Origin of the sequence: Thiofilum flexile DSM 14609, from assembly GCF_000380185.1 — a bacterium.
GTDB lineage: Bacteria > Pseudomonadota > Gammaproteobacteria > Thiotrichales > Thiotrichaceae > Thiofilum > Thiofilum flexile.
On sequence record NZ_KB904747.1, the window covers coordinates 185,581 to 212,320 of the forward strand.

Annotated in this window: 29 protein-coding genes; 18 read left to right on the forward strand and 11 right to left on the reverse strand. The window is 44.8% G+C overall.

What is annotated here, in order from left to right:
• Window positions 1-93 precede the first annotated feature (93 nt).
• Both A3IK_RS20025 and A3IK_RS0102135 read left to right on the forward strand, forming a co-directional pair.
• On the forward strand, window positions 94-813 hold the full coding sequence (locus A3IK_RS20025) for a C40 family peptidase (protein ID WP_245539444.1): 720 nt from the start codon (window positions 94-96) through the stop codon (window positions 811-813).
• Window positions 814-1,015: 202 nt separating this feature from the next.
• Window positions 1,016-2,527: a YifB family Mg chelatase-like AAA ATPase gene (locus A3IK_RS0102135; RefSeq protein WP_020558315.1), complete on the forward strand. Its 1,512-nt coding sequence runs from the start codon at window positions 1,016-1,018 to the stop codon at window positions 2,525-2,527.
• 42 nt (window positions 2,528-2,569) lie between these two features.
• On the opposite strand, the gene bioF is transcribed toward A3IK_RS0102135, so the two are convergent.
• Both bioF and A3IK_RS0102145 read right to left on the reverse strand, forming a co-directional pair.
• Window positions 2,570-3,751: an 8-amino-7-oxononanoate synthase gene (bioF, locus tag A3IK_RS0102140; RefSeq protein ID WP_020558316.1), complete on the reverse strand. Its 1,182-nt coding sequence runs from the start codon at window positions 3,749-3,751 to the stop codon at window positions 2,570-2,572.
• 34 nt (window positions 3,752-3,785) lie between these two features.
• The gene (locus tag A3IK_RS0102145; RefSeq protein ID WP_020558317.1) at window positions 3,786-4,016 is read right to left on the reverse strand and encodes a sulfurtransferase TusA family protein; all 231 of its coding nucleotides are present in this window, start codon (window positions 4,014-4,016) and stop codon (window positions 3,786-3,788) included.
• A 125-nt stretch (window positions 4,017-4,141) separates the two neighbouring features.
• On the opposite strand from A3IK_RS0102145, the gene dapF reads away from it, so the two are divergent.
• The 3 genes from dapF to xerC are packed head-to-tail and all read left to right on the forward strand — an operon-like array spanning window position 4,142 to window position 6,626.
• Window positions 4,142-4,981 (forward strand): diaminopimelate epimerase, encoded by an 840-nt coding sequence (gene dapF / locus A3IK_RS0102150; RefSeq protein WP_020558318.1) that lies wholly within the window; start codon window positions 4,142-4,144, stop codon window positions 4,979-4,981.
• A 32-nt stretch (window positions 4,982-5,013) separates the two neighbouring features.
• The gene (locus A3IK_RS0102155; protein WP_020558319.1) at window positions 5,014-5,709 is read left to right on the forward strand and encodes a DUF484 family protein; all 696 of its coding nucleotides are present in this window, start codon (window positions 5,014-5,016) and stop codon (window positions 5,707-5,709) included.
• A gap of 2 nt (window positions 5,710-5,711) precedes the next feature.
• Complete coding sequence (gene xerC / locus A3IK_RS0102160; protein ID WP_020558320.1) at window positions 5,712-6,626, forward strand: tyrosine recombinase XerC; 915 nt, start codon at window positions 5,712-5,714, stop codon at window positions 6,624-6,626.
• Here xerC and A3IK_RS20030 read toward each other — a convergent pair.
• The 6 genes from A3IK_RS20030 to A3IK_RS0102190 form a co-directional block, all read right to left on the reverse strand.
• A complete protein-coding gene (locus tag A3IK_RS20030; RefSeq protein ID WP_162596604.1) occupies window positions 6,623-7,153 on the reverse strand; it encodes an ankyrin repeat domain-containing protein in 531 nt (176 codons plus the stop codon). The genes xerC and A3IK_RS20030 overlap by 4 nt on opposite strands.
• A 55-nt stretch (window positions 7,154-7,208) precedes the next feature.
• Window positions 7,209-7,553 carry a hypothetical protein gene (locus tag A3IK_RS0102170; protein WP_020558322.1) on the reverse strand — a complete coding sequence of 115 codons (345 nt, stop codon included), beginning with the start codon at window positions 7,551-7,553 and terminating at the stop codon, window positions 7,209-7,211.
• Window positions 7,554-7,644: 91 nt separating this feature from the next.
• Window positions 7,645-8,400 carry an ATP-binding protein gene (locus tag A3IK_RS0102175; RefSeq protein WP_020558323.1) on the reverse strand — a complete coding sequence of 252 codons (756 nt, stop codon included), beginning with the start codon at window positions 8,398-8,400 and terminating at the stop codon, window positions 7,645-7,647.
• Window positions 8,401-8,569: 169 nt separating this feature from the next.
• On the reverse strand, window positions 8,570-9,349 hold the full coding sequence (locus tag A3IK_RS0102180; RefSeq protein ID WP_020558324.1) for a YdcF family protein: 780 nt from the start codon (window positions 9,347-9,349) through the stop codon (window positions 8,570-8,572).
• Window positions 9,349-10,293: a lipoyl synthase gene (lipA, locus tag A3IK_RS0102185; RefSeq protein WP_020558325.1), complete on the reverse strand. Its 945-nt coding sequence runs from the start codon at window positions 10,291-10,293 to the stop codon at window positions 9,349-9,351. Before lipA ends, A3IK_RS0102180 begins: the two co-directional genes overlap by 1 nt.
• Before the next feature lie 133 nt (window positions 10,294-10,426).
• Entirely contained in the window at window positions 10,427-11,290 is an 864-nt protein-coding gene (locus A3IK_RS0102190) for an MBL fold metallo-hydrolase (protein ID WP_020558326.1), read from the reverse strand.
• Between the two features lie 130 nt (window positions 11,291-11,420).
• Between A3IK_RS0102190 and A3IK_RS0102195 the strand changes: the two genes are divergently transcribed.
• On the forward strand, window positions 11,421-12,335 hold the full coding sequence (locus A3IK_RS0102195; RefSeq protein WP_020558327.1) for a LysR family transcriptional regulator: 915 nt from the start codon (window positions 11,421-11,423) through the stop codon (window positions 12,333-12,335).
• Here A3IK_RS0102195 and A3IK_RS0102200 read toward each other — a convergent pair.
• Entirely contained in the window at window positions 12,316-13,689 is a 1,374-nt protein-coding gene (locus tag A3IK_RS0102200) for an L-serine ammonia-lyase (RefSeq protein WP_020558328.1), read from the reverse strand. The genes A3IK_RS0102195 and A3IK_RS0102200 overlap by 20 nt on opposite strands.
• Before the next feature lie 163 nt (window positions 13,690-13,852).
• On the reverse strand, window positions 13,853-14,203 hold the full coding sequence (locus A3IK_RS0102205; RefSeq protein WP_020558329.1) for a hypothetical protein: 351 nt from the start codon (window positions 14,201-14,203) through the stop codon (window positions 13,853-13,855).
• Window positions 14,204-14,351: 148 nt separating this feature from the next.
• Here A3IK_RS0102205 and trhP point away from each other — a divergent pair, with 148 nt between their 5' ends.
• Window positions 14,352-15,707 carry a prephenate-dependent tRNA uridine(34) hydroxylase TrhP gene (trhP, locus tag A3IK_RS0102210; protein ID WP_020558330.1) on the forward strand — a complete coding sequence of 452 codons (1,356 nt, stop codon included), beginning with the start codon at window positions 14,352-14,354 and terminating at the stop codon, window positions 15,705-15,707.
• Between the two features lie 87 nt (window positions 15,708-15,794).
• A complete protein-coding gene (gene nudK / locus A3IK_RS0102215) occupies window positions 15,795-16,376 on the forward strand; it encodes a GDP-mannose pyrophosphatase NudK (protein ID WP_020558331.1) in 582 nt (193 codons plus the stop codon).
• A gap of 138 nt (window positions 16,377-16,514) precedes the next feature.
• On the opposite strand, the gene argH is transcribed toward nudK, so the two are convergent.
• The gene (gene argH, locus A3IK_RS0102220) at window positions 16,515-17,918 is read right to left on the reverse strand and encodes an argininosuccinate lyase (protein WP_020558332.1); all 1,404 of its coding nucleotides are present in this window, start codon (window positions 17,916-17,918) and stop codon (window positions 16,515-16,517) included.
• Window positions 17,919-18,176: 258 nt separating this feature from the next.
• Here argH and A3IK_RS0102225 point away from each other — a divergent pair, with 258 nt between their 5' ends.
• The 10 genes from A3IK_RS0102225 (at window position 18,177) to atpD (ending at window position 26,734) form a co-directional block, all read left to right on the forward strand.
• Complete coding sequence (locus A3IK_RS0102225; RefSeq protein ID WP_020558333.1) at window positions 18,177-19,217, forward strand: sensor histidine kinase; 1,041 nt, start codon at window positions 18,177-18,179, stop codon at window positions 19,215-19,217.
• A 16-nt stretch (window positions 19,218-19,233) separates the two neighbouring features.
• On the forward strand, window positions 19,234-19,977 hold the full coding sequence (locus A3IK_RS0102230) for a LytR/AlgR family response regulator transcription factor (protein ID WP_020558334.1): 744 nt from the start codon (window positions 19,234-19,236) through the stop codon (window positions 19,975-19,977).
• 214 nt (window positions 19,978-20,191) lie between these two features.
• Complete coding sequence (locus A3IK_RS0102235) at window positions 20,192-20,557, forward strand: ATP synthase subunit I (protein ID WP_020558335.1); 366 nt, start codon at window positions 20,192-20,194, stop codon at window positions 20,555-20,557.
• 39 nt (window positions 20,558-20,596) lie between these two features.
• On the forward strand, window positions 20,597-21,472 hold the full coding sequence (atpB, locus tag A3IK_RS0102240) for a F0F1 ATP synthase subunit A (RefSeq protein WP_020558336.1): 876 nt from the start codon (window positions 20,597-20,599) through the stop codon (window positions 21,470-21,472).
• Window positions 21,473-21,530: 58 nt separating this feature from the next.
• Complete coding sequence (gene atpE / locus A3IK_RS0102245) at window positions 21,531-21,818, forward strand: F0F1 ATP synthase subunit C (RefSeq protein WP_020558337.1); 288 nt, start codon at window positions 21,531-21,533, stop codon at window positions 21,816-21,818.
• 52 nt (window positions 21,819-21,870) lie between these two features.
• Complete coding sequence (locus A3IK_RS0102250; protein ID WP_020558338.1) at window positions 21,871-22,341, forward strand: F0F1 ATP synthase subunit B; 471 nt, start codon at window positions 21,871-21,873, stop codon at window positions 22,339-22,341.
• A 10-nt stretch (window positions 22,342-22,351) separates the two neighbouring features.
• Entirely contained in the window at window positions 22,352-22,888 is a 537-nt protein-coding gene (locus tag A3IK_RS0102255) for a F0F1 ATP synthase subunit delta (RefSeq protein WP_020558339.1), read from the forward strand.
• A gap of 16 nt (window positions 22,889-22,904) precedes the next feature.
• Window positions 22,905-24,446: a F0F1 ATP synthase subunit alpha gene (gene atpA / locus A3IK_RS0102260; protein ID WP_020558340.1), complete on the forward strand. Its 1,542-nt coding sequence runs from the start codon at window positions 22,905-22,907 to the stop codon at window positions 24,444-24,446.
• A 15-nt stretch (window positions 24,447-24,461) separates the two neighbouring features.
• Entirely contained in the window at window positions 24,462-25,316 is an 855-nt protein-coding gene (atpG, locus tag A3IK_RS0102265) for a F0F1 ATP synthase subunit gamma (RefSeq protein WP_020558341.1), read from the forward strand.
• A gap of 38 nt (window positions 25,317-25,354) precedes the next feature.
• The gene (gene atpD / locus A3IK_RS0102270) at window positions 25,355-26,734 is read left to right on the forward strand and encodes a F0F1 ATP synthase subunit beta (protein ID WP_020558342.1); all 1,380 of its coding nucleotides are present in this window, start codon (window positions 25,355-25,357) and stop codon (window positions 26,732-26,734) included.
• Window positions 26,735-26,740 lie beyond the last annotated feature (6 nt).

The following is a 26,740-nucleotide window of genomic DNA, read 5'->3' on the forward strand; positions in this document are numbered from 1 at the left end:
GTGTTCTGAGGAATTCAGTGAATGAGTAGTGTTGGTTTTCGTATAAGCAGGCTCCTATCAGTGGGGTTTATTATAGTAGGAGGCTTTGGGGCAGTGAGCCATGCGGCTAACGGGCAATTTGCCGTAAAGACTCAAGCTAGTTATCAACAAGCGTTACGCTTAGGTACTCTAAGCATTAATGATTTCGCTTCACCTCGGTATGATGCAAGATTTGTGACTGTACCTAGTCAATCTATTCAACCGTCTTATTATGCGCCCGTCGTGAATCGTGTCGATAGTGAAACACGTCGTTTTACTCAAGCAAATCGTTATCATCCTAGAACTCCAACGATTCGCAATAATACTAGGACTAAAGCACCTCCAGCTCCAGCTCCTGTACCCGCCGCCGCCGCAGTACCTGCGAAAGCTGATCCGGCTGAGCGGGTTATTCGGGTGGGGAGTCAGCAAGAAGGTAAACGTTATCGTTGGGGGGGAGAAAGTCCGCTCAACGGGTTTGATTGCAGTGGTCTGGTGCAGTTTTCGATGAAAAAGGGCGCTGGGGTTGCACTGCCACGTACCGCAGCAGACCAGTATGCAATATCGACCAAAGTGCCTATAAGTAAGGCAATGCGGGGGGATTTGGTCTTTTTTAATACCTCCAAGCGTAAGCGGATCAGCCATGTAGGGATTTATCTAGGTAATAATACCTTTTTACATGCACCACGAGCCGGCAAGCGTATTCAACGTGCTGAGATTAACGGCTACTGGCGTAATCGTTTAATTGGTTTTGGACGTATCCCCGGTGCTTGTAAGATTCCTGCCTTCTACGGTTAGGTATTATTTTACAAGCGTATTTTATTTAATAGTTAAGCCTAAGTCAGGTCAATACTTAGGCTTTATTTGCACATCTCATTGGCAAGTGGAGAAAATAATCACTCCATTCATCCTATCTTTTTTGCTTCAAATTTAACCTTTACGTCAGAATAGTTAGTGATTTTACTCAAAAATTATAATAGTAAAAAAGAGTACTACACCTATGAGTCTTGCTATTACCTACAGTCGAACCAATGACGGCCTAAATGCACCTTTAGTCAGCGTTGAAGTCCATTTGGCGAATGGTTTACCCGGATTTTCGATCGTAGGTTTACCCGAAACAGCGGTGAAAGAAAGTCGTGATCGAGTACGAGCGGCGATTACTAATTCGGGCTATGAGTTTCCTTTACGACGTATTACCGTGAATTTAGCACCCGCCGATATTCCCAAAGATGGAGGGCGCTTTGATTTACCCATTGCTTTAGGGATTTTAGCGGCGAGTCATCAATTACCGAGTGAAGGGTTAGAGCAGTACGAATTTTTAGGTGAACTATCTCTAGGGGGACAATTGCGTGGAGTGCGAGGCGTGCTACCCACCTCATTCGCATCGCGTGAATCAGGACGGCAGTTAATCGTTCCCACTCAAAATGCAGATGAGGCAGCTTTAATTCGCACCTTAGCAGTATATCCAGCCAGCGATTTAAAGGCGGTAGTCGACCATTTGCAAAATACTCACACCATTGCCCGCTATCAACTAGAAATAGCCTTTAAAGAAACAACCTATCCCTTTGATATGGCGGATGTGAAGGGGCAGTTTGTCGCACGTCGAGCGTTAGAGGTTGCCGCAGCCGGTGGGCATAATCTCATGATGATAGGCCCCCCCGGAACGGGTAAAACCATGTTAGCGAATCGCTTAGTAACGATTCTGCCAGCTTTAACAGAAACCGAAGCACTAGAATCAGCTACCGTTGCTTCGATTAGCCAGCAAGGCTTTAGTGCCGAACGTTGGGGCTTACGTCCGGTACGCGAACCTCATCATACTTCGTCAGGAATTGCTCTAGTGGGTGGTGGCTCGAATGTGCAGCCCGGAGAGATTTCGTTAGCGCATCATGGGGTATTATTTTTAGACGAATTGACCGAGTTTGATCGTAAAGTATTGGATGTTCTGCGTGAACCACTAGAGACGGGGCAAATAACTTTATCACGTGCAGCCAGACAAGCGACCTATCCCGCTAATTTTCAACTGATTACCGCCATGAACCCTTGCCCGCGTGGGCGAGCGTGTGATTTACGCGAGAATTGCGAGTGTTCACATGAACAACAAAAACGCCATCGTAGCCGTATCTCAGCCCCCTTTTTGGATCGGATTGATATTCAAATTGAAGTCCCCCGTGTGAAACAAGAGGATTTGCAAACCGTACAAACGGGCGAATCTAGTACAGTGATTCGGCAGCGAGTAGAGGCTGCAAGACAGCGTCAATATGCGCGTCAAGGAGTATTAAATCATCAATTAGCAGGTAAAGCTTTGGATACGTATTGTGCTTTAGGCGATAAGGATAAGCAGCTTTTGAGTGGGGCGATGGAGCGCTTTAAATTATCTGCTCGTGCTTATCATCGGATTTTAAAGGTCGCACGTACTATTGCTGATTTAGCCCAAAGTGAAAGCATTAAAACTGCGCATCTATCCGAGGCATTATCTTATAGGGTGATGGATCGCTTAATGTCAGGAGGTTAGGCAAGCAGCTATTCACCGCAAAATTTGCGGTGAATAAAGGTATTATTCACCGCAAGCTAGGCTTAGACCACTTAATAATTGATCGACTTGTTCCCGTGTATGCGCTGCTGAAAAGGTAACCCTTAAGCGTGCGGTATTGTTTGGGACGGTCGGTGGACGAATAGCAACGACTAGCAATCCTAACGCTTGTAAGCGCCGACTGATCTGTAGGGCTTTAGCGCTTTCACCCACTACTATGGGTTGAATGGGGGTATTAGAGTCCATTAACTGCAGGCCTAATTGGGTCGCACCTTGTCTAAAGTAGTGAATGAGCTGTTGTAAATGCTCCCGTCGCCAGTGCTCACTTTGTACTAATTCAAGGCTAGCCAAGGTAGCGCCCGCAATAGCAGGGGGTTGAGCGGTGGTATAGATAAATGGGCGAGCCACTTGAATCAGATATTCAATTAAATCGTGCGAACCTGCTACAAAAGCCCCGGCTGTGCCAAACGCTTTGCCTAAAGTACCCATTAAAATGGGGACATCAGTGGGAGTAAGCTGTAAGGCTTCAACTAAACCGCCCCCCGTTTTGCCTAAAACCCCTAAGCCATGTGCATCATCGACCATTAGCCACGCTTGATGTTGTTGGGCGATTTGTGCCAGTGTGGCTAAAGGGGCCACATCGCCATCCATACTGAATACCCCATCGGTCATAATCATAGCATCGGGGCTAGAGTTGCTTTGCATGCGTTGACGGAGGTGCTCACTATCATTATGGGCATAGCGCATGAGCTTAGCGTTAGACATCAGTGCTCCGTCAATCAGCGATGCATGATTGAGTCGATCTTGGAAGATAATATCGTCCTTGTCCATTAAGGCATTAGCTACAGCAAGATTTGCCATATAGCCAGTGGAAAAGAGTAAGGCTCGCTCTCGTCCGGTAAAGGAGGCTAATGCTTCTTCTAGTTGCTGATGTAGACGCGAATGCCCATTAATTAAATGCGCTGCCCCACTGCCCACACCATACTGATTAGCGGCTTGTTGGAAGGCATGAATCACTTGAGGGTGATTGGCTAAGCCTAAGTAATCATTGCTACAAAAATTGAGGATAGTTTTGCCATCAATAGTCATCACGGGCTGCTGAGGGCTGTCGCTAATACGGGGTTGGCGGTAGAGATGTTGTGCTTGACTGACTTGGATGCGGGCGCGAAGGTCTTTCATAACAGGGTGGTCAAAAAGAATGAGCATACCTTTTTGACCACCTAAGCGTAAGGGGACGCGATTAGCCTTTCTTAATGAAGAAAGTATATTCGCCACTACTCTCGCCGCTACCTACAATTTCATTGCCTGTTTGCTTGGCAAATGATTCCATATCCTTCACTGAACCGGGGTCGGTAGCAATCACTTTTAAGATTTCGCCAGAGGCGAGGGTGTTCATGGCTTTTTTGGTACGCAAAATAGGGAGTGGGCAATTTAAGCCACGGGCGTCTAGTTCTTGATTAAATTCACTCATTGTTATCCTCTCTTAATCGTGGACTAATTTAGATTGCGGTCTAAAACCTTCGGGCGTTACCATAACATCAATCGTTAGGTGCCGCTATTATTTTATTAGACTATTCTAATATTAGAGGATTCTTTATGACTCGACCACTATTACCCTTTGTTAAAATGCACGGTTTAGGCAATGATTTTGTGGTGCTAGATGGTGTTAGGCAGACCATTCAGCTCTCTAGCGAGCAAATTAAGCAGTTAGGAGATCGGCATTTCGGGGTGGGATTTGACCAATTATTATTGGTAGAGCCTTATGACGGCGAGGAAGCCGAATTTCGTTATCGTATTTTTAATGCGGATGGTTCAGAGGTAGAGCAATGTGGCAATGGGGCACGTTGTTTTGCCCGCTTTGTGTATGATCAGGGTTTAACTAGCAGCACGACAATTCCCGTGATGACAGCTAAGGGGCGTATAGTATTAATACTTCAGCCTGATGGTATGGTAACTGTAGATATGGGTAAACCCATCTTGACCCCCGCGCAGATACCGTTCATATTTGATTCGTATCAGGCTGTCTATAATCTGTCTTTTAATGAGCATACCGTAGCTATTTCTGCTATTTCAATGGGTAATCCACATGCGGTTCTAGTGGTAGATAATGTGGATACTGCTCCCGTGCAGGAGTGGGGTGAGGTTATTGAACGCCATCCGCAGTTCCCTCGACGAGTCAATGTAGGGTTTATGCAGGTCTTAAATCCAGAGCAGATTCGCTTACGAGTGTTTGAACGAGGTGTAGGGGAAACCCTTGCTTGTGGAACGGGAGCTTGTGCTGCGGTAGTAGCAGGACAACTACGGGGTTTGCTTGCCGAGCGCGTTGGGGTGGAACTACCCGGCGGACGTTTACAAATTGAATGGTTAGGTGAGGGGCATAGCGTTAAAATGACGGGGCCTGCCACAACCGTTTTTTCGGGTGTAATAACATTATGAATGGAACAAGAACGCCATCTGCGAGCTTGTCTGTGGAACCACAGCAAGTGGTCGAATTTTTGCAGCAACATCCCGACTTTTTCACTGAACATGAAATGCTTTTGGAGCAATTGGTGATACCTCAACCGAGTACGGGTAATGTGGTATCACTGCTAGAGCGTTTAGTGCAGCGTCAACGTGAGCGGCAACAGCAGCTAGAGCAGCAATTAGAAACGCTCATGAATGCTGCACGGGGCAGTGAGCGTATGGTCGGGGGGCTACATGTTTTAGCTACCGAGCTATTAGGTTGTCATGATTTAGAGCAAGTGGTTCAAGTCTGCAATCGCATTATCAAGCAAGAGTTTAAAGCCCATAGCGTGGTATTTCGTCTCATTGGCGAAGGAACGGCTAAGGCGGAAGGCTTAAACTTTATTAGCCCTGAAGATCGAGCCTTAAAACAACTGTCACACCTGTTTACTAAGCGTCAACCCGTGTGTGGACGTTTGCGCCCTAAGCAGCAAGAGTTTTTATTTGGTGCTCAAGGCTCAGTGATTAAATCCGCTGTATTAATACCCTTATATTCTCAATATGAATTAGGTGTATTAGCACTAGGGAGTGATGACGAAGGGCGCTACTATCCGGGGATGGGGACGTTGTTCATTAATCAGTTAGGGGCTTTGGTGTCGAGTGCGTTAACGCGCTATATTACACCTTTATCAAAAGGCTCGGTTGAGTCAACAGGCCATTAAGTGTGTCAACAATCCCTGATGAGTACCTACGTTACCTCAAGACTGAAAAGCATTATGCGGTTTTAACCGTTAATGCCTATTGTATTGATCTCAATGAGTTTATGACTTGGCTGGCAGAGCGACGTATTGAGTACATTCAGGTACTGCCAGATCAGGTCAGACAATGGTCGGCTCATTTGCATCGGGGTGGCTTAGATGGACGTAGTATTCAACGCAAACTCTCTTCCTTACGGCGCTTTTATCACTTCTTATTACGCGAGCATAAGGTTAAATTTAACCCAGCACTCGATGTGCGAGCGCCGCGCTTTACTCTCAAATTACCCGCTACCCTAACCGTTGATACCATCAATAACTTTTTAGATGTACCCTCACAGTCGTGGTTAGAGACACGGGATCTCGCCATGATGGAGTTATTTTATTCTTCCGGCTTGCGCCTATCAGAGTTAGTGAATGCCAATATCTATGATATTGATTGGGAAACTCATCAGATCAAGGTCTTAGGTAAAGGCAGTAAAGAGCGTTTAGTACCGATCGGCAGTAAGGCGATGATAGCCCTAGAGAAATGGCTACCCTTGCGCCTAGGGTTGGTGGATGAAACCGAAGAGGCTTTATTTTTAAGCCAAAGAGCCAAGCGGATTAACCCACGAACCGTACAGGTACGGCTAAAAGTATGGCAGAAAAAATATATTCTGACCCAAGGTTTACACCCCCACAAACTACGTCACTCGTTTGCTAGTCATATTTTGGAGTCGTCGGGGGATTTGAGAGCGGTACAAGAATTATTGGGGCACTCCAATATTAGTACCACGCAAATTTATACCCATTTAGATTATCAATATTTGGCTCAGGCGTATGACAATGCTCACCCTAGAGCACGCAAACGCCGTGAACCAAATGATTCTGATACTTCAGATTAGCGCTGATTAGGACGGGGGCGATAACCTAATAACATGGCTATATCGATATGATTGCCATCAACAGCCATTTGCATCGGTGTTTTATTACCGCGATCACTGGTGCGTACATGAGGAATAGCGCCCATTCTTAATAAATAGCGTACGGCCTCAGTATGCCCAAAGCGAGCAGCATGATGGAGTGGTGTCCAGCCTTTAGAGGTGCGGGCATTCACATTTCCACCATGGTTAGCCAAATAAATCAAAGCTTCTAAGCGTCCGCGCGAGGCGGCGGCATGCATAGCGCTTTCACCAAAACGGGTACTAAAACTAGGGTCAGCACCGCGCTCAACTAAAGCTCGAATGCGCCCAGTGTTGCCACCTAATGCAGCCAGCCATAGTTCTTCATTTTGATCACGCTCATTTTGAATAGGATTACTGGGGGTATCCGTAGCAAATAGCTCCATTGAATCATTACCGCCGGGGGCTGCTTGTGTAGGTAGAGCAGCAGCCAACAGGACTAATCCAATAGCCAAAGTTGTATATTTCATAGCTTCCATTCACTCTGTTGGGGGTTGTGGTTGGAGATTTACGCGTTAACAGGGTTTAATTGGGGTTTTCATAAAAAACATAGGACGTTGAGTAATCACTGATTTCAAAGTAAACCCGTTTTTCATTAGAATCAGCAACCCCATTGAGGTTGGCATCTAAGACACCATAGCCAAAACGGAAAGGGCGGTCAGAGTTACTAGTAGTTCCACTTGCAGTGGTGAGTTTATCTACTTTGAGAAAACGCTTAGCGAGCTTATCACCGGCATAAACCTCTAATACGCCATTTGTTCCAGTCCAGTTTTGAATGGAGCGTCCGATTTGGTTTTGAGTTTCTTGAGTACAGGCCGATAGTAGACCTAGGGTAACTAATAGTGCTGCTACTAATTTGGTTTTTTGCATGAAATGCTCCTTAATTTTTAAGTCAAAGGTGAGTCTGGGTTTGACTAATACCCGCTGTGTCTGGGGCGCAGCGCATTAGAAATACCTGAAATTAAATCATACTGTGATTGTAGAATTGACGGGCGGTTCGTCCACTCTTACCCCCGCGCTCTGCGGCAAAGCGTAACGCTTCTTCATGTAGAGTATTTGGCTCAATTCCCCGCCCTTTGAATAAGCGCTCCACGATTTGCAGATAGACTTCCTTATCCATAGAGGGGAAGGCTAATGTTAATCCAAACCGATCTGCTAATGCTAAACGCTCATCTTCTGCTTCGTCGCATTTACCTGCAGGATCAGTCTTAACCTCCGGAGTAGAGATTAAATAACGGCGATTAGAGGTAGCATAAATGAGAATATTAGCCGGTGGTTTTTCTAAATTGCCCTCCATCAATCCTTTTAATTGGCGATGATCACAGTGCCCATCCCCAAAACTAAGATCATCACAAAATACAATAAATTTATGTTGGTTGTCATGTAGATCGTCGGTGATATCTTGGAGCAAGTGGAGGTCATCGCGAGGAATTTGAATCATACGCAAGCCGTAAACGTGATAGCGCGTGAGTACTGCTTTAATGAGTGAAGACTTACCTACACCCCGCGAACCCCACAGCAATACATGATTGCAAGCCTTACCGCGTAAAAAATTCTCTGTATTCTTATAAATAGCGACCTTTTGCTCTTCAATACCCAATAGACTTTCAGGATCTACCAAATCGACATTGACTATCGGTTTTAAATAATGACGATTAGAACGCCATACGGCGGCTACTGTTGAGCGCCAATCAATGCCAGTTTTGCCAAATGCCATGCTAGTTTCCGCTACAAATTAAGGTTTAAGTCAGTACTATGTTAAATAGGTAGTCAATACCTGACTTAAACAGGTGGGTGAGAAGTATTGTTTTCGGTTCGGGTACAGTTTAAAACGAACTTGAATTTTTTTCATGCGTGAATTGTGTGAAATATACGGATCAAGGCGCTTAATTTGATTCCTTACGCTTCAGTGCATACCATGCCAACCCCACATACTCATGTAAGGCATGAGTGCTACGTTCTAATGCACTGGCCTGTGGTATCCAGCGCGTCCAACCATAATGCCAAGGAATACTTCCCCCAAACGAGCAGGAGGCGGGAATATATTGTACTTGCCGATTTGCAAAGGCCTGAAGCGAACGGGGCATATGCCAGTCTTGTGTGACTAACCAAGCCGATTTAATGCCTGCTTGTGCCAAAATTTGATCCGTGAACTCAGCATTTTGCAAAGTAGTATGACTTTGTGTCTCCACCCAATGGACTGGGGTTTTAAATTCGTTTTCTAAAATAGAACGCATTAGTTCGGCTTCGCTAAGCTTACCCGGCTGTGGAGAGCCACCACTAATTAAAATAGGTAATTGAGTTTCGCGGTGTAGTAGCGCGGCATAACGTAAGCGCTCTAGGCCGGTAGTACTACTAGTTTCGCCACCATATTCCGGCGCTCGCTCATTACGTCCCGCGCCTAACACGACAATAGCATCGGGCAGAGGAGTGCTTTTCCATAGTTCAGCCTGAACAGGGTACTGGTCTTGTAGGTCACGCAATAACCAAGCAGAGGTGGCAGGAGTCGCTAATAATATGATTTGAATCAAGCCTAATACCATTAGAATACGAGCGGCACGCGTGCGTTTCAGTAACCAAAATAGTAAAGCCACCAAGGCAATCAGCAATAAATTGCCCGGTGGCAGTAGCAAAAACTCAATAGTACGAACCCAGAATACTGACATTAGCTAATAACGTGAGCCGCTTGTTGATCGGCATGATAGGACGAGCGCACCATAGGGCCACTAGCGACATGTGAAAAGCCCATTTCCATCCCTAAGCGAGCCAGCTCAGCAAATTCATCTGGATGCACAAAGCGGTCTACGGGTAAATGATCACGGCTAGGTTGTAGGTATTGTCCTAGCGTCAACATATCACAATGATGAGCGCGTAAATCTTGCATCACAGCCAATACTTCATCCATTTCCTCACCCAAACCTAGCATTAAACCGGATTTGGTCGGCACATGGGGGAATAAGGCTTTGAATTCCTTAATCAGGGTCAGGGAGTATTGGTAATCTGAACCCGGACGTGCCTTTTTGTATAAACGCGGTACGGTTTCCAAATTATGATTAAACACATCCGGTGGCGCTTTTTTCATAATCTCTAAGGCTATATCCATCCGTCCTCTAAAGTCAGGGGTGAGGATTTCGATCTGGATATTCGGTGATAAGGCGCGGGTTTGTTCAATGCATTTTACAAAGTGCTCAGCCCCGCCATCGCGTAAATCATCTCGATCCACCGAGGTAATAACCACATAGCGTAACCCCATCGCTTTAATGGTTTCAGCCATATTCTTTGGCTCATTTTCATCAAGGGGCTGAGGGCGGCCATGGGCTACATCGCAGAAGGGGCAGCGACGAGTACAAATATCGCCCATAATCATAAAGGTCGCTGTTCCCTTGGTGAAGCATTCGCCTAAATTCGGGCAGGCCGCTTCTTCACAGACGGTATGCAGCTTTTGCTCGCGTAAAATTTGCTTGAGGTGCTTAACTTCTGGAGTCACAGGTGCCAGCGCCCTGATCCAAGAGGGTTTACGTTTAAATTCGGTGGTAGGCTCGACTTTAATGGGGATCCGCGAAACTTTATCAGCGCCGCGTTGTTTGACACCTATTTCTTTGCTTGACATATCCTGCTATCTCACTCTAGTGAAGGAGCCATTATAGGCTAAATTAAACAACGCTTGCACGATCTGCCCAAACAAAGAGGGGTATGAGCATAACTCATACCCCAGACATAAACTTAATCAACCCAACAGGGGCTTACCACTCCATTTCACCCTTAACCACTTTAGCGCCTAATTCTAACGAGCCTACCTCACCTTTATCAGGATAGGCTTTGCTCATCGCAGCAATCAGAGCAGCACTATCAGGGGCTTTTGCGGCCTCTTCCTCAAAACGTTTTAGATATTCGCTACTATATTCAACCGTAGAGAGGTCTAAAGGGGTATTAGCTGTCATATGAGCAGGAATGACCACTTTAGGTTTTAACGCTGCAATTTCAGTCAGTTGCTCTTGCCATGCTTGGCGCTCGGGAGCCGTTTTAGCATCTGCCATCCATAGATGAATATTACCGTAGACATTTAAAGCCCCCGCAACGGTGCTAATAGAGGGAATCCAGACATAGGGACGATGAGCAATAGTGCCCGTTGTTCCACGCACTTCTATATCTTGCCCATCCACTTTAAGCGTCAATTGTTTAAGATCAGCAGGAACAATGGGATTTTTAGGCGCATTGATTCCCATTTTGGGACCCCAGAAGGCCACTTTAGCCGCTAATTTAGCTTTGATGTGTTCATTAACACTCGGTGCTGCGACGACTTGGGCATCAGGGAAAATCGTTTTTAAGGTTTCCGCCCCAAAGTAGAAATCAGGATCAGCATTACTAATTAAAATCGTTTTTAAAGTTTTGCCGCTATCTAAAACATTAGCTGCAATACGGTAAGCATCCGCACGGGTAAAACCGCTATCAATCACCAGTGCTTCTGTCTCGCCCGTGACTAAGACTGAGGTGACATTGAAACTATTGCTATCAGCATTATAAACCTTCACTTGTAAGGGATCTGCGGCTTGGGTAGTGCTTGATACCAGGGCAATCGTCGTGGCTAGAATAAGTTGTCGTAACATGATTAAAAACTCCATAACTGTAGGTCGTATTCGGTGCTGTGAATCAGCATGGGAGATACTATAGTTGCTTTATCTGAGCAAATATATACAGTAAAATGTGCATCATTGTTTTATAATTCGAGCAAATCTTATGGATCGTTTAATAGCTATGCAGGTCTTTATTGAGGTAGCACAAACGGGGAGTTTTACCGAAGCGGCACAGCATTTGGATATGTCGCGTACTATGGTGACACGTTATGTGGCTGAGCTAGAGCAGTGGTTAGGGGCGGCCTTATTACAACGTACTACACGCTCGGTTACCTTGACGCATGCGGGCGAGCAAGCCTTACATTATTGCTCGCAGTTAGTGGATATTAGTCAAGATTTGACGCAAGCCGTGATGCCCTCGCAAGGGACTCTGCGCGGGCAACTACGTATCACCTGTAGCATGTCATTAGCCTATGCGTATGTGGTGGTTGTCTTACATGAGTTTTTAGCGCTACATCCGGCCTTAAGCATTGATCTGGTCGCAAGTGATACGGCAGAAAAGTTAGTTGAGCAGCGGATTGATTTAGCGATTCGGATTAGTAGTGAGCCTGATTTAGGTTTAATCGCTCGGCCCTTAGGAATATGCGACTCGGTGTTAGTGGCTGCCCCTGCCTATCTAGCACAGTATGGAGTGCCTCAAACCCCTCATGATCTTAAGCAACATAAGTGTTTAGGCTATATGAATTTTGGGCGGAGTATCTGGTATTTGACTAAGCAGGGGCAAACTGAGGCCATTAATATAGTGACACCCTTAGCAGCGAATGAGGCCACTATCTTATTACAGGCAACGCTAGCCGGAGCAGGTATAGCTTTACAACCGCTTTATTTAGTCCATGAGGCTTTAAAAGAAGGCACCTTACAAGTGGTATTACCCGATTGGTCACCTGAGCCTATGCAAATCCAAGCTCTGTATACTTCAAGACGTCATCTAGCGCCCGCTATTCGAGCGCTATTAGATTATTTAGTGGAGCGTTTTAAACAAGCACCTTGGCTAGCTGTTAACACTCAATCACATTAACCGCTAAACCACCCCGCGCGGTTTCTTTATATTTGGTTTTCATATCTGCGCCGGTATCACGCATGGTTTTGATCACCTTATCTAGGGATACGAAATGGCTACCATCACCGCGTAAGGCCATACGTGCGGCATTAATCGCTTTGACCGCACCCATCGCATTGCGCTCAATACAGGGGACTTGCACCAAGCCACCAATCGGGTCACAGGTTAGACCGAGATTATGCTCCATACCGATTTCTGCGGCATTTTCGACTTGTGCCGGTGTACCGCCTAATATTTCGGTTAAAGCACCGGCTGCCATCGAGCAGGCAGAACCGACCTCACCCTGACAACCTACCTCCGCACCCGAAATAGAGGCATTTTCTTTATATAAAATAGCGATGGCACCCGCTGTGAGTAGGAAGCGAATCACGCCTTCCTCATTCGCCCCTTGAATAAACTTGGTGTAGTAATGCAATACCGCAGGAATGACACCAGCGGCTCCATTGGTGGGGGCTGTTACAACCCGTCCACCCGCCGCATTTTCTTCATTAACAGCAAGGGCAAATAAATTGACCCAATCCATGGTGCCTAAGGGAGCCTGATGTAGATTCGTATCGAGTTGGAGCTGGCGATAAAGCAAAGGAGCGCGACGTTTAACCTTTAAACCGCCGGGGAGAATGCCTTCGGTATGACAACCCGTGTGGACACAATCTTGCATCACCGCCCAAATAGCCAATAACTCCGCTCTCAACGTGGCTTCATCCCGCCAACTTTTTTCATTTTCCAGCATGAGCGAGCTAATACATAAGCCCGTGTCGTGGCACAGTTTGAGCAGTTCCCGTCCGGTTTTAAACGGGTAGGGCAACACGGTATTATCCTCCACAAGCCGCTCTGTACCTTGTGCATCGGGATTGACTACAAAACCACCGCCTACCGAGTAGTAGGTCTGCGTTTTGAGTAGGGTGTCACCTGCATAAGCGTAAAAAATCATCCCATTGGCGTGATAGGGTAGGGCTTGACGCCTAAATAAAATCAGGTCGGTCTCTGGATTAAAGGTAATCGTGTGCTGTTGGAGGAGTTTAAGCGTTTGAGTGCTTTGAATAGTGGCTACTCGTTGGGTGAGGGTTTTGGTGTTAATCGTGGCTGGATCATCCCCCTCTAAGCCCATTAAGACCGCTTTGTCTGAGCCATGCCCTTTACCCGTGGCACCTAAAGAACCATAGAGTTCAGCTTTAATGCGTGTAGTTTGGGACAGTAATCCCTCGCGTTCTAAGCCTTGAGCAAACCATAAAGCCGCTCGCATAGGGCCTACCGTATGAGAGCTAGAAGGCCCCACCCCAATTTTAAAAATATCCAGTACACTGATTGCCATCATTTGCTCCTAAGCGTTTTGCTCAAGCATACTGCTTTAGGGGGCTTAGTACGAATATATATGAAAATTGCTAGGCATTTTCAAATCTCTTATCTATTTTTTGAGAGTCATAGGTTAAGATTATCACTATCTCTGTTATTAGATGATTTTGAGTGAAGTTGTATTATTTGAGTGTTTTAGCTATTAGTTGAAGTAGGAATCCTATAAAAACAAGTAAAAAACATAAAACTACTCCATAATTCATAGACCAAAAGGCAAAGCGTTTTCCAATTGACCAATCACTTTTATCGTAACTCTCACTATCATTAAGTTTTTCTACCTTATCATTTTTTTCTTTGTTTTTTTTATTTTTTAGCCAACATGATCTTATTTGTACTGTATGAGCTAGATATGTCTTGCTTAGGTCTAGAAAAATACTTGTTTCAACAATAAAAGAATAAATAAACAAGAAATATGTTGCACCAACACCTGATGATAAAAAACCTAAGTTGTCTAGAGTATTTGAAATATTCATACAATTCCTCTTTAAAGAAGTTTAATTTTAAATTCAATATATACAAGCTTGAAACTATAATTATCTAGGCACATCTTACCATCCCTAGTACAATCCACCCTCACGATTTTTAACACCTCTCGATCTGCAATCGGGAGCAGGAGCCACCATGAAAAAGCCAGAATTACTCGCCCCTGCGGGTAGCCTTAAAATGATGCGTTATGCCTTTGCCTATGGCGCGGATGCGGTCTATGCCGGACAGCCCCGCTATAGCCTGCGAGTACGCAATAATGATTTCCAAAACGATGTACTCGCTCAAGGTATTAATGAAGCACATGCCCTTGGCAAGCAGTTTTTCGTCGCGGCGAATACCATGCCACATAATAGTAAAGTGAAAACCTTTATTCGTGATCTCGAACCCGTGGTGCAAATGAAACCGGATGCCTTTATTATGGCAGACCCCGGATTAATTATGATGGCACGCGAAACATGGCCCGATTTAGTGATTCATTTATCGGTACAAATGAATACTGTCAATTATGCCAGTGTGAAGTTTTGGCAAAAAATGGGTGTGAAACGTATTATTTTATCGCGTGAATTATCACTCGATGAGGTTGCCGAAATTCGCCAAGAATGCCCTGATATGGAATTAGAAGTATTTGTCCACGGGGCATTATGTATTGCTTATTCAGGCCGTTGTTTATTATCCGGCTATTTTAATCATCGTGATCCGAATCAAGGTACTTGCACTAATTCGTGTCGTTGGGATTATAAAACCTCGGCTGCAACCGAAACACCGGATGGTACTTATGTACCTACCGAAGCTATTTTATCCATGGATGCATTTAATCAAGTCGCTAGTACGGCTGATTGTGGTAATCAACAGCGTCATCCTTTGGCAGATCGCGTATATTTCTTGGAAGAGAGCAATCGTCCGGGGGAATTATTACCTGTGATGGAGGATGAGCACGGCACTTATATCATGAATTCCAAGGACTTACGTGCGGTAGAGCATGTGCAGCGTTTATGTGAGATTGGTGTCGATAGCCTCAAAATCGAAGGACGCACTAAGTCACATTACTACGCCGCACGCACGGCACAGGCTTATCGTCAAGCGATTGATGATGCCGCAGCAGGTCGTCCTTTTGATCCTAAGTTATTGGGTATTCTAGAGAATTTGGCAAATCGTGGTTATACCGATGGCTTCTATGAACGCCACCATACCCACGAATATCAAAATTATATTCATGGCTCTTCACAAAGCCATCAGCAGCAATTTGTGGGTGAAATGATTGCGTATGATGCCGAGAGCGGTTGGATGGATGTTGAGGTAAAAAACCGTTTTGGTATTGGTGATCGTTTAGAATTAATTGTACCAAGTGGCAAAAATCAAGAGATTAAATTGGAGGCCATGCGCAATAAACGTAATGAACCGATTGAAGTCGCTCCAGGCAGTGGTCATCAAGTGCGTATTCCTGTGCCCCATTTGAATACCGATAAAGTATTATTGAGTCGGTTTTTATAATCCCCTTTATTGAAAATAGTATTAGATCACTAAGTGTTTTATGGCATTTAGTGATCTGTCTCCTTTTCTATTTAAGAGTAACTATGAATGAATAATCGTATTAAAGTCCACAGTATCGAAGTGCTCTCAGATAATTGGTATATATTACGCAAAGCGACCTTTGATTATTTACGTAATAATGGCGAATGGCAAAAGCAAATTCGTGAAGTTTATGATCGTGGAAATGGGGCGACTATTTTATTATATAACCTTAGCCAGCAAACAGTCATTTTGACACGGCAATTTAGATTTCCTACTTATGTCAATGGATTAGTTGATGGTTTATTAATTGAAACTGCGGCAGGTTTATTAGATCAAGCGAGTCCTGAAGAGCGTATTCGTATGGAGGCCGAGGAGGAAACGGGGTATCAGGTAGGCACTATTCAAAAAGTATTTGAGGCCTATATGAGTCCGGGGTCAGTCACTGAAAAGCTCTATTTTTATATTGCCGAATACCAGCCCCATGATAAGTTAACAACAGGTGGCGGTATTGAAAGCGAAGGGGAGGATATTGAAGTATTAGAATTACCCTTTCAACAGGCTATGCAGATGATTAGGACGGGTGAAATTCAAGATGGTAAAACCATTATGTTATTACAGCATGCTGCTTTGACGGTATTTAAGTCGTGAATGATATAGAGCAAACATAATCGGATCTTGCTTTTGCAGTCGCTGTAAATATGTCCTTGTACGCTACAAGGCGGCATCCCTGCCGCTAAGACTGCTCCAACAAGACCCGATTACCTTTGCTTAAGGATTACATTTAATTTATTCAGCAATCAATGCTTTAGCAATAGCTACCTGTTTACGGACTTGTTCGGGTGCAGTTCCGCCTAAATGATTACGTGCTGCTACTGAGCCTTCGAGCGTTAACACGGTAAATACATCATCAGTAATGACATCTGAGAAACTTTGGAGTTCTGCTAAGCTCATTTCACTCAAATCACGTCCCGTTTGTACGCCAAGCCCCACAGCTTTACCCACCACTTCATGCGCATCGCGGAAGGGCAAGCCTTTACGTACTAAGTAATCAGCTAAATCGGTGGCGGTTGAAAAGCCTTGCATCGCCGCTTTACGCATTTTTTCTGGTTTAGTTTGCACATGCGGCATCATATCGCCAAAGGCACGTAAACAGCCCAATACGGTATCAACGGTATCAAATAGCGGTTCTTTATCCTCTTGATTATCTTTGTTATAGGCCAGCGGTTGACCTTTCATCAGGGTTAGTAATGCCATTAAATGCCCAAATACCCGTCCACTTTTGCCCCGTACTAATTCGGGTACATCGGGATTTTTTTTCTGCGGCATAATGGAGGAGCCGGTACAAAAACGATCAGGCAGACGAATAAAATCAAATTGTGCCGAAGTCCACAGAATCAACTCTTCAGAAAAGCGTGATAAGTGCATCAGCAATAGCGAGGCAAAGCTGGTAAATTCAATAGCAAAATCTCGATCACTCACGGCATCGAGAGAGTTACGCGTAGGACGCTCAAAGCCTAATAGCTCAGCGGTGTAGTCGCGATCAATTGGGTAGGTCGTTCCAGCGAGGGCAGCAGCACCTAAGGGCATAATGTTCACCCGTTTGCGGCAATCCATGAGACGCTCATAATCCCGCTGCAGCATCTCAAACCATGCCAGCATGTGATGACCGAAGGTAATTGGTTGGGCGACTTGTAGGTGGGTAAAGCCCGGAAGAATAGTATCGGCTTCCTGTTCCGCTACTTGGATTAGTCCGGTTTGTAGGCGGCGAATGGCATAGCCAATATGATCAATTTGATCGCGTAGCCATAGGCGAATATCGGTTGCAACCTGATCATTACGCGAGCGTCCGGTGTGCAAACGCTTGCCCGCAAGGCCGATCCGGTCGGTTAAGCGTGCCTCAACGTTCATATGTATATCTTCTAACGACACTTTCCAATCAAAGCTGCCGGCTTCAATCTCAGCTTCGATTTGGTTAAGACCGTTTAGAATAGCTTCTACATCGGTTGAGTTTAGAAGACCCACTTTACCCAACATGCGGGCGTGGGCGCGTGAACCAGCAATATCATGTTTGTACAGGCGCTGATCAAAGGTAATGGAGGCAGTAAATTGCTCCACGAAAGCGTCGGTGGATTCGGTAAAGCGACCACCCCAAGATTGATTTTTGCTCTCATGAGATTGTGAAGTACTCAACGGTTAACCCTCTATCTATTAAATTGGGAGTATTTTAAACAAACTATGCCAGAAATACTAAAAAAGTTGCGTTATATAATGGCATCGTGTAAGAATCAATTAAATGCTTTAATAATTGAGCAGTAATTAAAATAATAAATAATTAAGCAGCTCGGTTGTGTAGTTCACACCATAAAAAAAAACAATAACACTTAACTGAACTAAACTATCATTCAAACACTCTAAATTTTTGGGTTTGATAGGTAATGAGCTAAAATAATGTCACAATCCCGTACTAATACTTTAGGCTATTTGCCTAATATCTGTTCACCCCAGGCACTCTTGCGTGTAGTGATAGCTGCTTTGATATTAGGTGCAGTATTGGCTATATCCGTAGCCTCCGAATTAAAACAATTACCTTGGTTATTAGGTTCGCACACCTTATTTACCGTTTGGGTAGTACTAATAGGTGTTTTTGTAATCTGTTTACTGAGCCGCACTATGGGTGACGTATCTAGTAAAAAAACAACCGCTATAGTAATGGGAGTTAGTATTGTTTTAACTATTATTGCCTCATTCATTGGTATGGCAGTAATTAAAGCTCCCGGAGAAGAAGGTTTTAGTTTTGATGGTTTATTTTTATTTAAAAATATTTTAATTAGTGTGGTAGCTAGTGCCGTTTTGCTGCGTTATTTCTTTATTCATAGACGTTGGCAGGACACGGTAGAGGCAGATACCTCGGCTAAATATGATGCACTACAATCACGGATGCGTCCCCATTTTTTATTCAATAGCTTAAATACGGTTGCTCATTTAGTACATAAAGACCCCAATCGAGCCGAAGAAGCGATTCTTGATCTTGCAGATATTATGCGCACTACATTAGATAAACGTACCCGCATTACCCTACAAGAAGAGGTGGATTTAACACTACGCTATTTAAGAATGGAAAGCCTACGCTTAGGTAAGCGCAGATTAACGGTTTTGTGGGATATGGATAAAAACACGCTACCCTTTAATATGAATATTTTACCTTTAATTTTACAGCCTGTTGTTGAAAACGCTATTTATCATGGAATACAACCTCGAAAAGACGGCGGAACCTTAAGTATTGGGTTATATGATGCGGGTGATCATTTAAAAGTTTCGGTAACCAACCCCTTACCGCCTGCCGATGCTAACCCCCATCAAAAGGGTAATCATATTGCCCAAGAAAATATGAAAAATCGTTTGAAACTAGCCTATGGAGAACGTGCTAATCTGCAAATATTAAAAACAGATCAGCAATATTGTGTCAGTTTCTCCATACCAAAAGAGTAAAGAAGAGAGAGTATCAATGGCTATCAAAGTTTTAGTTGTCGATGATGAAGAATATGCCCGCGAAAGAATTTTGGGGCTATTGAGTAAAACCTCGGATTATGAAGTTTGTGCTGAAGCCGAAAACGGGGCAGAGGCTATTTCCTTGGTCGAGAGACTTCAACCGGAGATTGTGTTAATGGACATTTCGATGCCCGGCATGGACGGGCTTGAAGCGGCTCGTTACCTGTCTACGTTGGAGAATCCGCCTGCCGTCATATTTACCACAGCGTATGGTGAATATGCTTTAGAAGCATTTTCAACAAAAGCAACAGGTTATCTCATGAAACCAATAAGACAAGAACAATTATTACAAAGTCTGGAACAAGCCCGTTCGCTGAATCGTGTACAACGTTTAGAAATGTTAGAGCAACGTGAGGGGGTTAAATCTAATCGTCGTCACATTTGTGCGCGTATGCGGGGTAATTTAGAGTTAATTCCTATTGAGGATGTTGTGTATTTCCAAGCGGATCAAAAATATGTAACGGTACGTCATAATAAGGGTGTCGTGATTATTGAAGAATCGCTTAAATCATTGGAAACCGATCTAGCAGACCGCTTTATTCGTATCCATCGTAATGCGCTCGTGGCTAAAAGCTGCATTACTGGGCTAACTAAATCAGATTTAGGGCGTACTCAAGTGACATTGGATCGCATTACTGACCAGCTAGAGGTCAGCCGCCGTCATTTAGCAGAAGTACGTCGCTTTGTACGCGGACGTTAGTTGATTTCTTACCCTAGCTTATAGTGGGGTATTTGTAAGGCTCAAAGGTTGCTACTTTTGAGCCTTTTTGCATTTTGGCGTTCCCTATTAGGATCATCACCCTTACAGAGAATATTCACTTAGCTCTATGGTTTGTGGTTGACCGTATATTCGACTGTCTCTATACTCCAAGGTCAGTTTTGGAAGGCACATCCCCATGTAGCGCGGTGGGTTCATGAATAGATTATTTTCTATCCAAGTAGTACTAGTGCTCTTGGGTATTGTTATTGTTTGGGTTACGTTAGGTGAGGCAAGTATCACTGCGACGTTATATGGAGGAGCTGTAGCATTAGCCAATTCGGCATTGCTTTCTCTACGGATGAATAAAAAGAGTGAAGTAGCATCATCCGATCCCCACACCACAGTCATATTACTTTATGTTAGTGCCGTCGGTCGATTTTTATTGGTGCTGGTAGCTTTATCTATTGGCTTAGGTTTTTTAAAGCTAGCACCTCAACCGTTGTTAGGCATGTTTATTGTTGCCCAACTCGGTTATTACATCGCGGCCTTAAGTGCTCGTAAGCAAGTCGAGTCAACATGAAGCGTACAATTTTTATTAACTTTATTTACGGGGTGAATTGTGAGCGAAGCGAATGCGCCAGCAATTTCTAATCCTGTTGAGTATATACAGCACCATCTGACTAACTGGAGTATTGGCGTTGAGCACGGCAAACAGGTCAACATTGTTGATTTTAGCGTGTTTCATGTTGATGTGTTCCTGTTCAGCGTATTACTCGCAGGTTTATTTGCCTATGTGGCATGGAAAGTCGGTAAAAGTCTTAATGCAGATGCACCTTCAGGCATACAAAATGTCGTTGAAACGGTGGTTGAGTTTGTTAATCAACAAATCCAAGACATTTTCCCTAATGCAGATCGTCTCGTTGGGCCTTTAGCATTAACCATTTTCGTTTGGGTATTCTTAATGAATGCGATGGATATGCTGCCCGTCGATTTATTACCTTCCTTATGGGGTGGGATTTTGGGATTATTTGGTGCTGATCCGCATCATGTATACCTAAAAGTAGTCCCTACAACTAATCTAGATACTACATTTGCATTAGCGCTTACCGTATTTGCACTGATTATTTACTACAACATTAGAAGTAAGGGATTAGTAGGCTGGTTAAGCTCATTTTTCTTTCATCCTTTCTCTGCCAAAAATATAATCGTAAAGATTATTCTTGCCCCGATTAATTTCCTTATGACGCTGATTGAAGAAGTGGCTAAACCGGTCAGTCTTGGTCTGCGGCTATTTGGGAATATGTTTGCGGGTGAGTTGTTGTTCCTATTGATTGCACTGTTAGCATTCTCCGTTTGGGCAATGCCTGCACAAATTGTTTTAGGTTCATTGTGGGCGATTTTCCATATCCTTGTTATCACCTTACAAGCATTCATTTTCATGCTTTTAACCGTGGTTTACTTAGGATTAGCTAGCCAAAACAACGAACACCATTAAAACTGGATTTTGATTTAATTTTTACTTTTTAACTTTTAATTTCTCTGGAGACTCCACAATGGATGCACAAAGTATTGCAATGATCTATTCCTACACTGCGGTCGGTGTGGGTATTATTTTAGCGGCTGCGGGTTTAGGTTCTGCATTAGGTTGGGGTTTAATTTGCTCTAAATTCTTAGAAGGTATTGCGCGTCAACCCGAAATGCGTGCGCAATTAACAGGTCAAATGTTATTCACCGGCGGTTTGATGGAAGCCTTCCCGATGATCGTTCTTGGTATTTCTATGTGGTTCATCTTTGCTAACCCATTCGTTGGTGCAGCAAAAGCAGCCCTAGGTGCTGGTTAATACTCACGATTGTTAAACGTTGTTACTAACACACTAACACTCGGAGGTTAACATGAATGTAACACTAACGCTGATCGGTCAGATGATCGTTTTCTCGATCCTGATTTGGTTCGTCAAAGGTGTACTCTGGGAACCGATGCTTAAAGTGCTCAATGACCGCAAACAGCGTATTGCTGATGGTCTAGCTGCTGCAGAAAAGGGCAAGCACGAAGAAGAATTGGCTCGCCAAAAAGCTCTAGATGAACTGAAGAAAGCCAAAGTTGAGGCGGCTGAAATTATTGCTCAGGCACAACGCCGTGCAGGTGAGATTGTAGATGAAGCTAAAAACGCCGCTTTAGACGAAGCCGGTCGTGTGAAGCTTGCAGCGCAATCAGACCTTGAGCAAGAAGTTTCACGGGCGCGTGAAGGTTTACGTGCTCAAGTAGCGCAATTAGCGGTCGCTGGAGCTGAAAAGATTCTTGGCAAAGAAATCGACGCAGCTACGCACGCAAAAGCACTGGATGATTTAGCTGCACAAATTTAGGTGGTGAACCATGTCTGAATTGACAACCGCTGCTCGTCCTTACGCCAAAGCTGTGTTTGAAATGGCACAAGGTGCTGGCAACCTAGCAGGTTGGTCTCAGCAGCTTGAGGCTATGGCACAAGTCATTAGCTCAGAGGATTCAGCGGCGCTGCTGAATAATCCGCGCCTATCACAAGATCAAAAGGTTGATGTTTTGACCGATGCTCTCGGTAAACATGTCAACCCTGATGGCAAAAATTTGCTACGGGTCTTGGGAGAAAACAATCGCTTTATTCTAGTGCCAGAAATTACTCGTTTATATGAGGAATTCAAAGCACAAGCTGAAGGCGCGATTGAGGCTGAGGTTACTGCTGCTATGGAATTATCAGCAGCTCAGCAAAACGCCATTGCTGTAGCACTCCAGAAGCGTTTGGGACGTGAAGTCAAACTGGTCACTAAATTAGACCCCTCACTCATGGCAGGCGCTGTGGTAAGAGCGGGTGATCTGGTGATTGATGGTTCGATTCAAAGTCGTCTGAAAGAAATGAAGGCGGCATTGAGCCGATAACTGAGGAATTAGCATTATGCAACTAAACCCAACTGAAATCAGCGATCTGATCAAGAAGCGTATTGCAAGCTTCGACGCCAGCGCTGAAGCACGTACAGAGGGTACTGTTGTTTCCGTTATGGACGGTATTGTTCGCATCCACGGCCTTGGCGATGTCATGTCTGGTGAGATGATTGAATTCTCTAACGGAACCTTCGGTCTAGCGCTCAACCTTGAGCGTGATTCTGTCGGTGCGGTTGTTCTAGGTGATTACAAAGGTATCACCGAGGGCGACACTGTTAAATGTACTGGTCGTATTTTAGAAGTACCGGTCGGACGTGGCTTACTAGGCCGTGTTGTGAACGCATTAGGTACTCCTATTGATGGCAAAGGTGCGATTGAAAACGACGGTTTTGCGCCCGTTGAGCGTATTGCCCCCGGCGTTATTGATCGTAAATCGGTTGATCAGCCACTAGAAACGGGTATCAAAGCATTGGATGCGATGGTGCCAGTCGGTCGTGGTCAACGGGAATTGATTATCGGTGACCGCCAAACGGGTAAAACAGCGGTAGCGATTGATGCTATCCTGAACCAAAAAGGCAAAGATGTTAAATGTATCTACGTTGCCGTAGGTCAAAAAGCGTCTTCTGTTGCTGGTGTGGTACGTAAGTTAGAAGAGCATGGCGCGATGGAGTATACCATTGTGGTCGCTGCGAATGCGGCTGATCCTGCCTCTATGCAATTCTTAGCTCCCTACGCCGGTTGCGCGATGGGTGAGTACTTCCGTGATCGTGGTGAAGATGCTTTGATCGTTTATGATGATCTCACCAAACAAGCATGGGCTTATCGTCAAGTATCTCTACTATTACGCCGTCCTCCTGGACGTGAGGCGTATCCTGGGGACGTATTCTATTTACACTCACGTTTGCTAGAACGTTCTTCACGTGTTAGCGCCGAGTATGTAGAGCGTTTCACTAAGGGTGCAGTAGTAGGTAAAACAGGTTCTCTAACCGCATTACCGATTATTGAAACTCAAGAGGGTGACGTATCTGCCTTCGTTCCTACCAACGTGATCTCAATCACCGACGGTCAGATCTTCTTAGAAACCGATCTATTTAATGCGGGTATTCGTCCTGCTATTAATGCCGGTCTATCCGTATCACGGGTAGGGGGTGCAGCCCAAACTAAGGTCATTAAAAAGCTCGGTGGTGGTGTACGTCTTGACTTGGCTCAATACCGTGAATTAGCGGCGTTCTCGCAATTTGCTTCGGATCTAGACGAATCTACCCGTAAACAATTGCAACGTGGTCAACGTGTTACCGAGTTAATGAAGCAGCCTCAATACTCACCTATGTCTACGGCTGAAATTGGTTTTGCTTTATATGCAGCCAATAATGGTTTCTTAGACGATGTTGATGTAAACAAAGTGGTTGATTTCCAAGCGGCCTTATTAAGCTACCTCCGCTCAGAGCAATCTGAATTATTGGGTAAGATTAATAATGGTGGTAAGTACGATGACGAAATTGCTGCGGCAATGAGTCAGGCGTTAACAACGTTTAAATCCAAAAACACCTGGTAATGGGAGGTAAGTCCCATGGCAGGCGCTAAGGAAATTAAGACCCAGATCAAAAGTATCAAAAATACTAAGAAGATCACCAAGGCAATGGAGATGGTTGCCGCCTCTAAAATGCGTCGGGCGCAAGAGCGTATGATCGCTACTCGCCCCTATGCAGAAAAGATGCAGCAGGTCATAAGCCACATTGCTAACGGTCAATTAGAGTATCGTCATCCTTTTACCCAAGAGCGTGACGTTAAGCGCGTAGGCTACATTATTATTTCTACCGATCGTGGTTTGTGTGGTGGTTTGAATGTGAATCTATTCAAAACCGCCCTACAAAGCATCATAAAGTGGAAAGAGCAAAACGTTGAAGTCGATATTGCTGTATTTGGCAGTAAGGGTGCTAATACGTTTCGCCGCTACGGTATTGTTGCAGAAAAAGCCCACTTGGGTGATGCGCCTCAATTAGCCGACTTGGTAGGTACTATCAAGGTAATGCTGGATGCTTATGAGTCCGGTCGTATTGACCGCCTCTATCTGGTTGAGAACGAATTTATCAACAGCATGACCCAAAAACCTCAGGTCACTCAACTGATTCCTTTGGTAGCGGCTGATGACAAAGATATTAAGTATCACTGGGATTATCTCTACGAGCCTGATGCTAAAGAGGTGATTGACTTAGTGATGCAGCGTTATATTGAGTCATTAGTCTATCAAGCGGTAGTTGAAAATGTGGCCTCTGAGATGGCTTCACGTATGGTCGCGATGAAAAGTGCTTCGGATAATGCGGGCAACCTCATTCATGAGTTACAGCTCGTCTATAACAAAGCGCGTCAAGCAGCGATCACGCAAGAAATTTCAGAAATTGTCGCCGGTGCGGCAGCGGTTTAAAGCTGTTTGGAAATTAAATTTTAAGAGGTACTGTTTCAATGAGTACTGGACACATCGTTCAAGTAATCGGTGCGGTAGTTGATGTGGAGTTTCCACGCAATGCTGTGCCGAAAGTATACGATGCCCTGACCGTTGCCAATCCAGAGGGTTTGACTTTAGAAGTGCAAACTCAGTTAGGCGATGGTGTAGTGCGTGCGATTGCCATGGGTGCATCCGATGGCTTACGCCGTGGTATGGGTGTTAGCAACACAGGTTCTCCGATTGCTGTACCTGTGGGCAAGGGCACCTTAGGTCGTATCATGGATATTTTGGGTAATCCCATTGACATGAAAGGCGACGTTGAAGCTACTGAAAAGTGGCCCATTCACCGTGCTCCTCCTAGCTACGAAGAGCAAGCCAGTGGTGTTTCGATTTTAGAAACCGGCATTAAAGTCGTTGACTTAATTATGCCGATTTCTAAAGGTGGTAAAGTCGGTCTGTTCGGGGGTGCGGGTGTAGGTAAAACCGTTACTCTAATGGAACTGATCAACAATATCGCAAAAGCTCACTCTGGTCTGTCAGTGTTCGCTGGTGTTGGTGAGCGTACTCGTGAGGGTAATGACTTCTACCACGAAATGGCAGAAGGTGGCGTTCTGGACAAAGTAGCACTGGTCTACGGTCAGATGAATGAGCCTCCCGGAAACCGTTTGCGGGTAGCGTTAACGGGATTGACAATGGCTGAGTACTTCCGTGACGAAGGTCGTGACGTTCTCATGTTCATTGACAATATCTATCGTTATACCTTAGCGGGTACGGAAGTATCAGCTCTGTTAGGTCGTATGCCTTCTGCGGTAGGTTATCAACCAACACTAGCGGAAGAAATGGGTGCGCTACAAGAGCGTATTACGTCAACGAAAACAGGTTCTATTACCTCCTTCCAAGCGGTCTATGTACCTGCGGACGACTTGACTGACCCGTCACCTGCGACTACCTTCGCTCACTTAGACGCGACACTCGTATTGTCACGGAATATTGCTGAGTTAGGTATTTACCCTGCGGTTGATCCTTTGGCTTCGACTTCACGTTTGCTTGATCCATTAGTTATTGGTGAAGAGCATTACAATGTAGCGCGGGGCGTACAAGGTGTTCTTCAGCGCTATAAAGAGCTGCAAGATATTATCGCCATCTTAGGTATGGACGAGTTGTCGGATGAGGACAAGAGAGTGGTAGGACGTGCGCGTCGTATGCAACGTTTCTTATCTCAACCTTTCCACGTTGCTGAAGTATTCACCGGCTCTCCGGGTAAATACGTAACGCTCAAAGAAACTATTGCAGGCTTTAAAGCGATTCTCAGTGGTGAACATGATACGTTACCTGAGCAAGCGTTCTACATGGTCGGTAGTATTGAAGAGGCTGTAGAGAAGGCCAAGAAACTCTAATCTGAG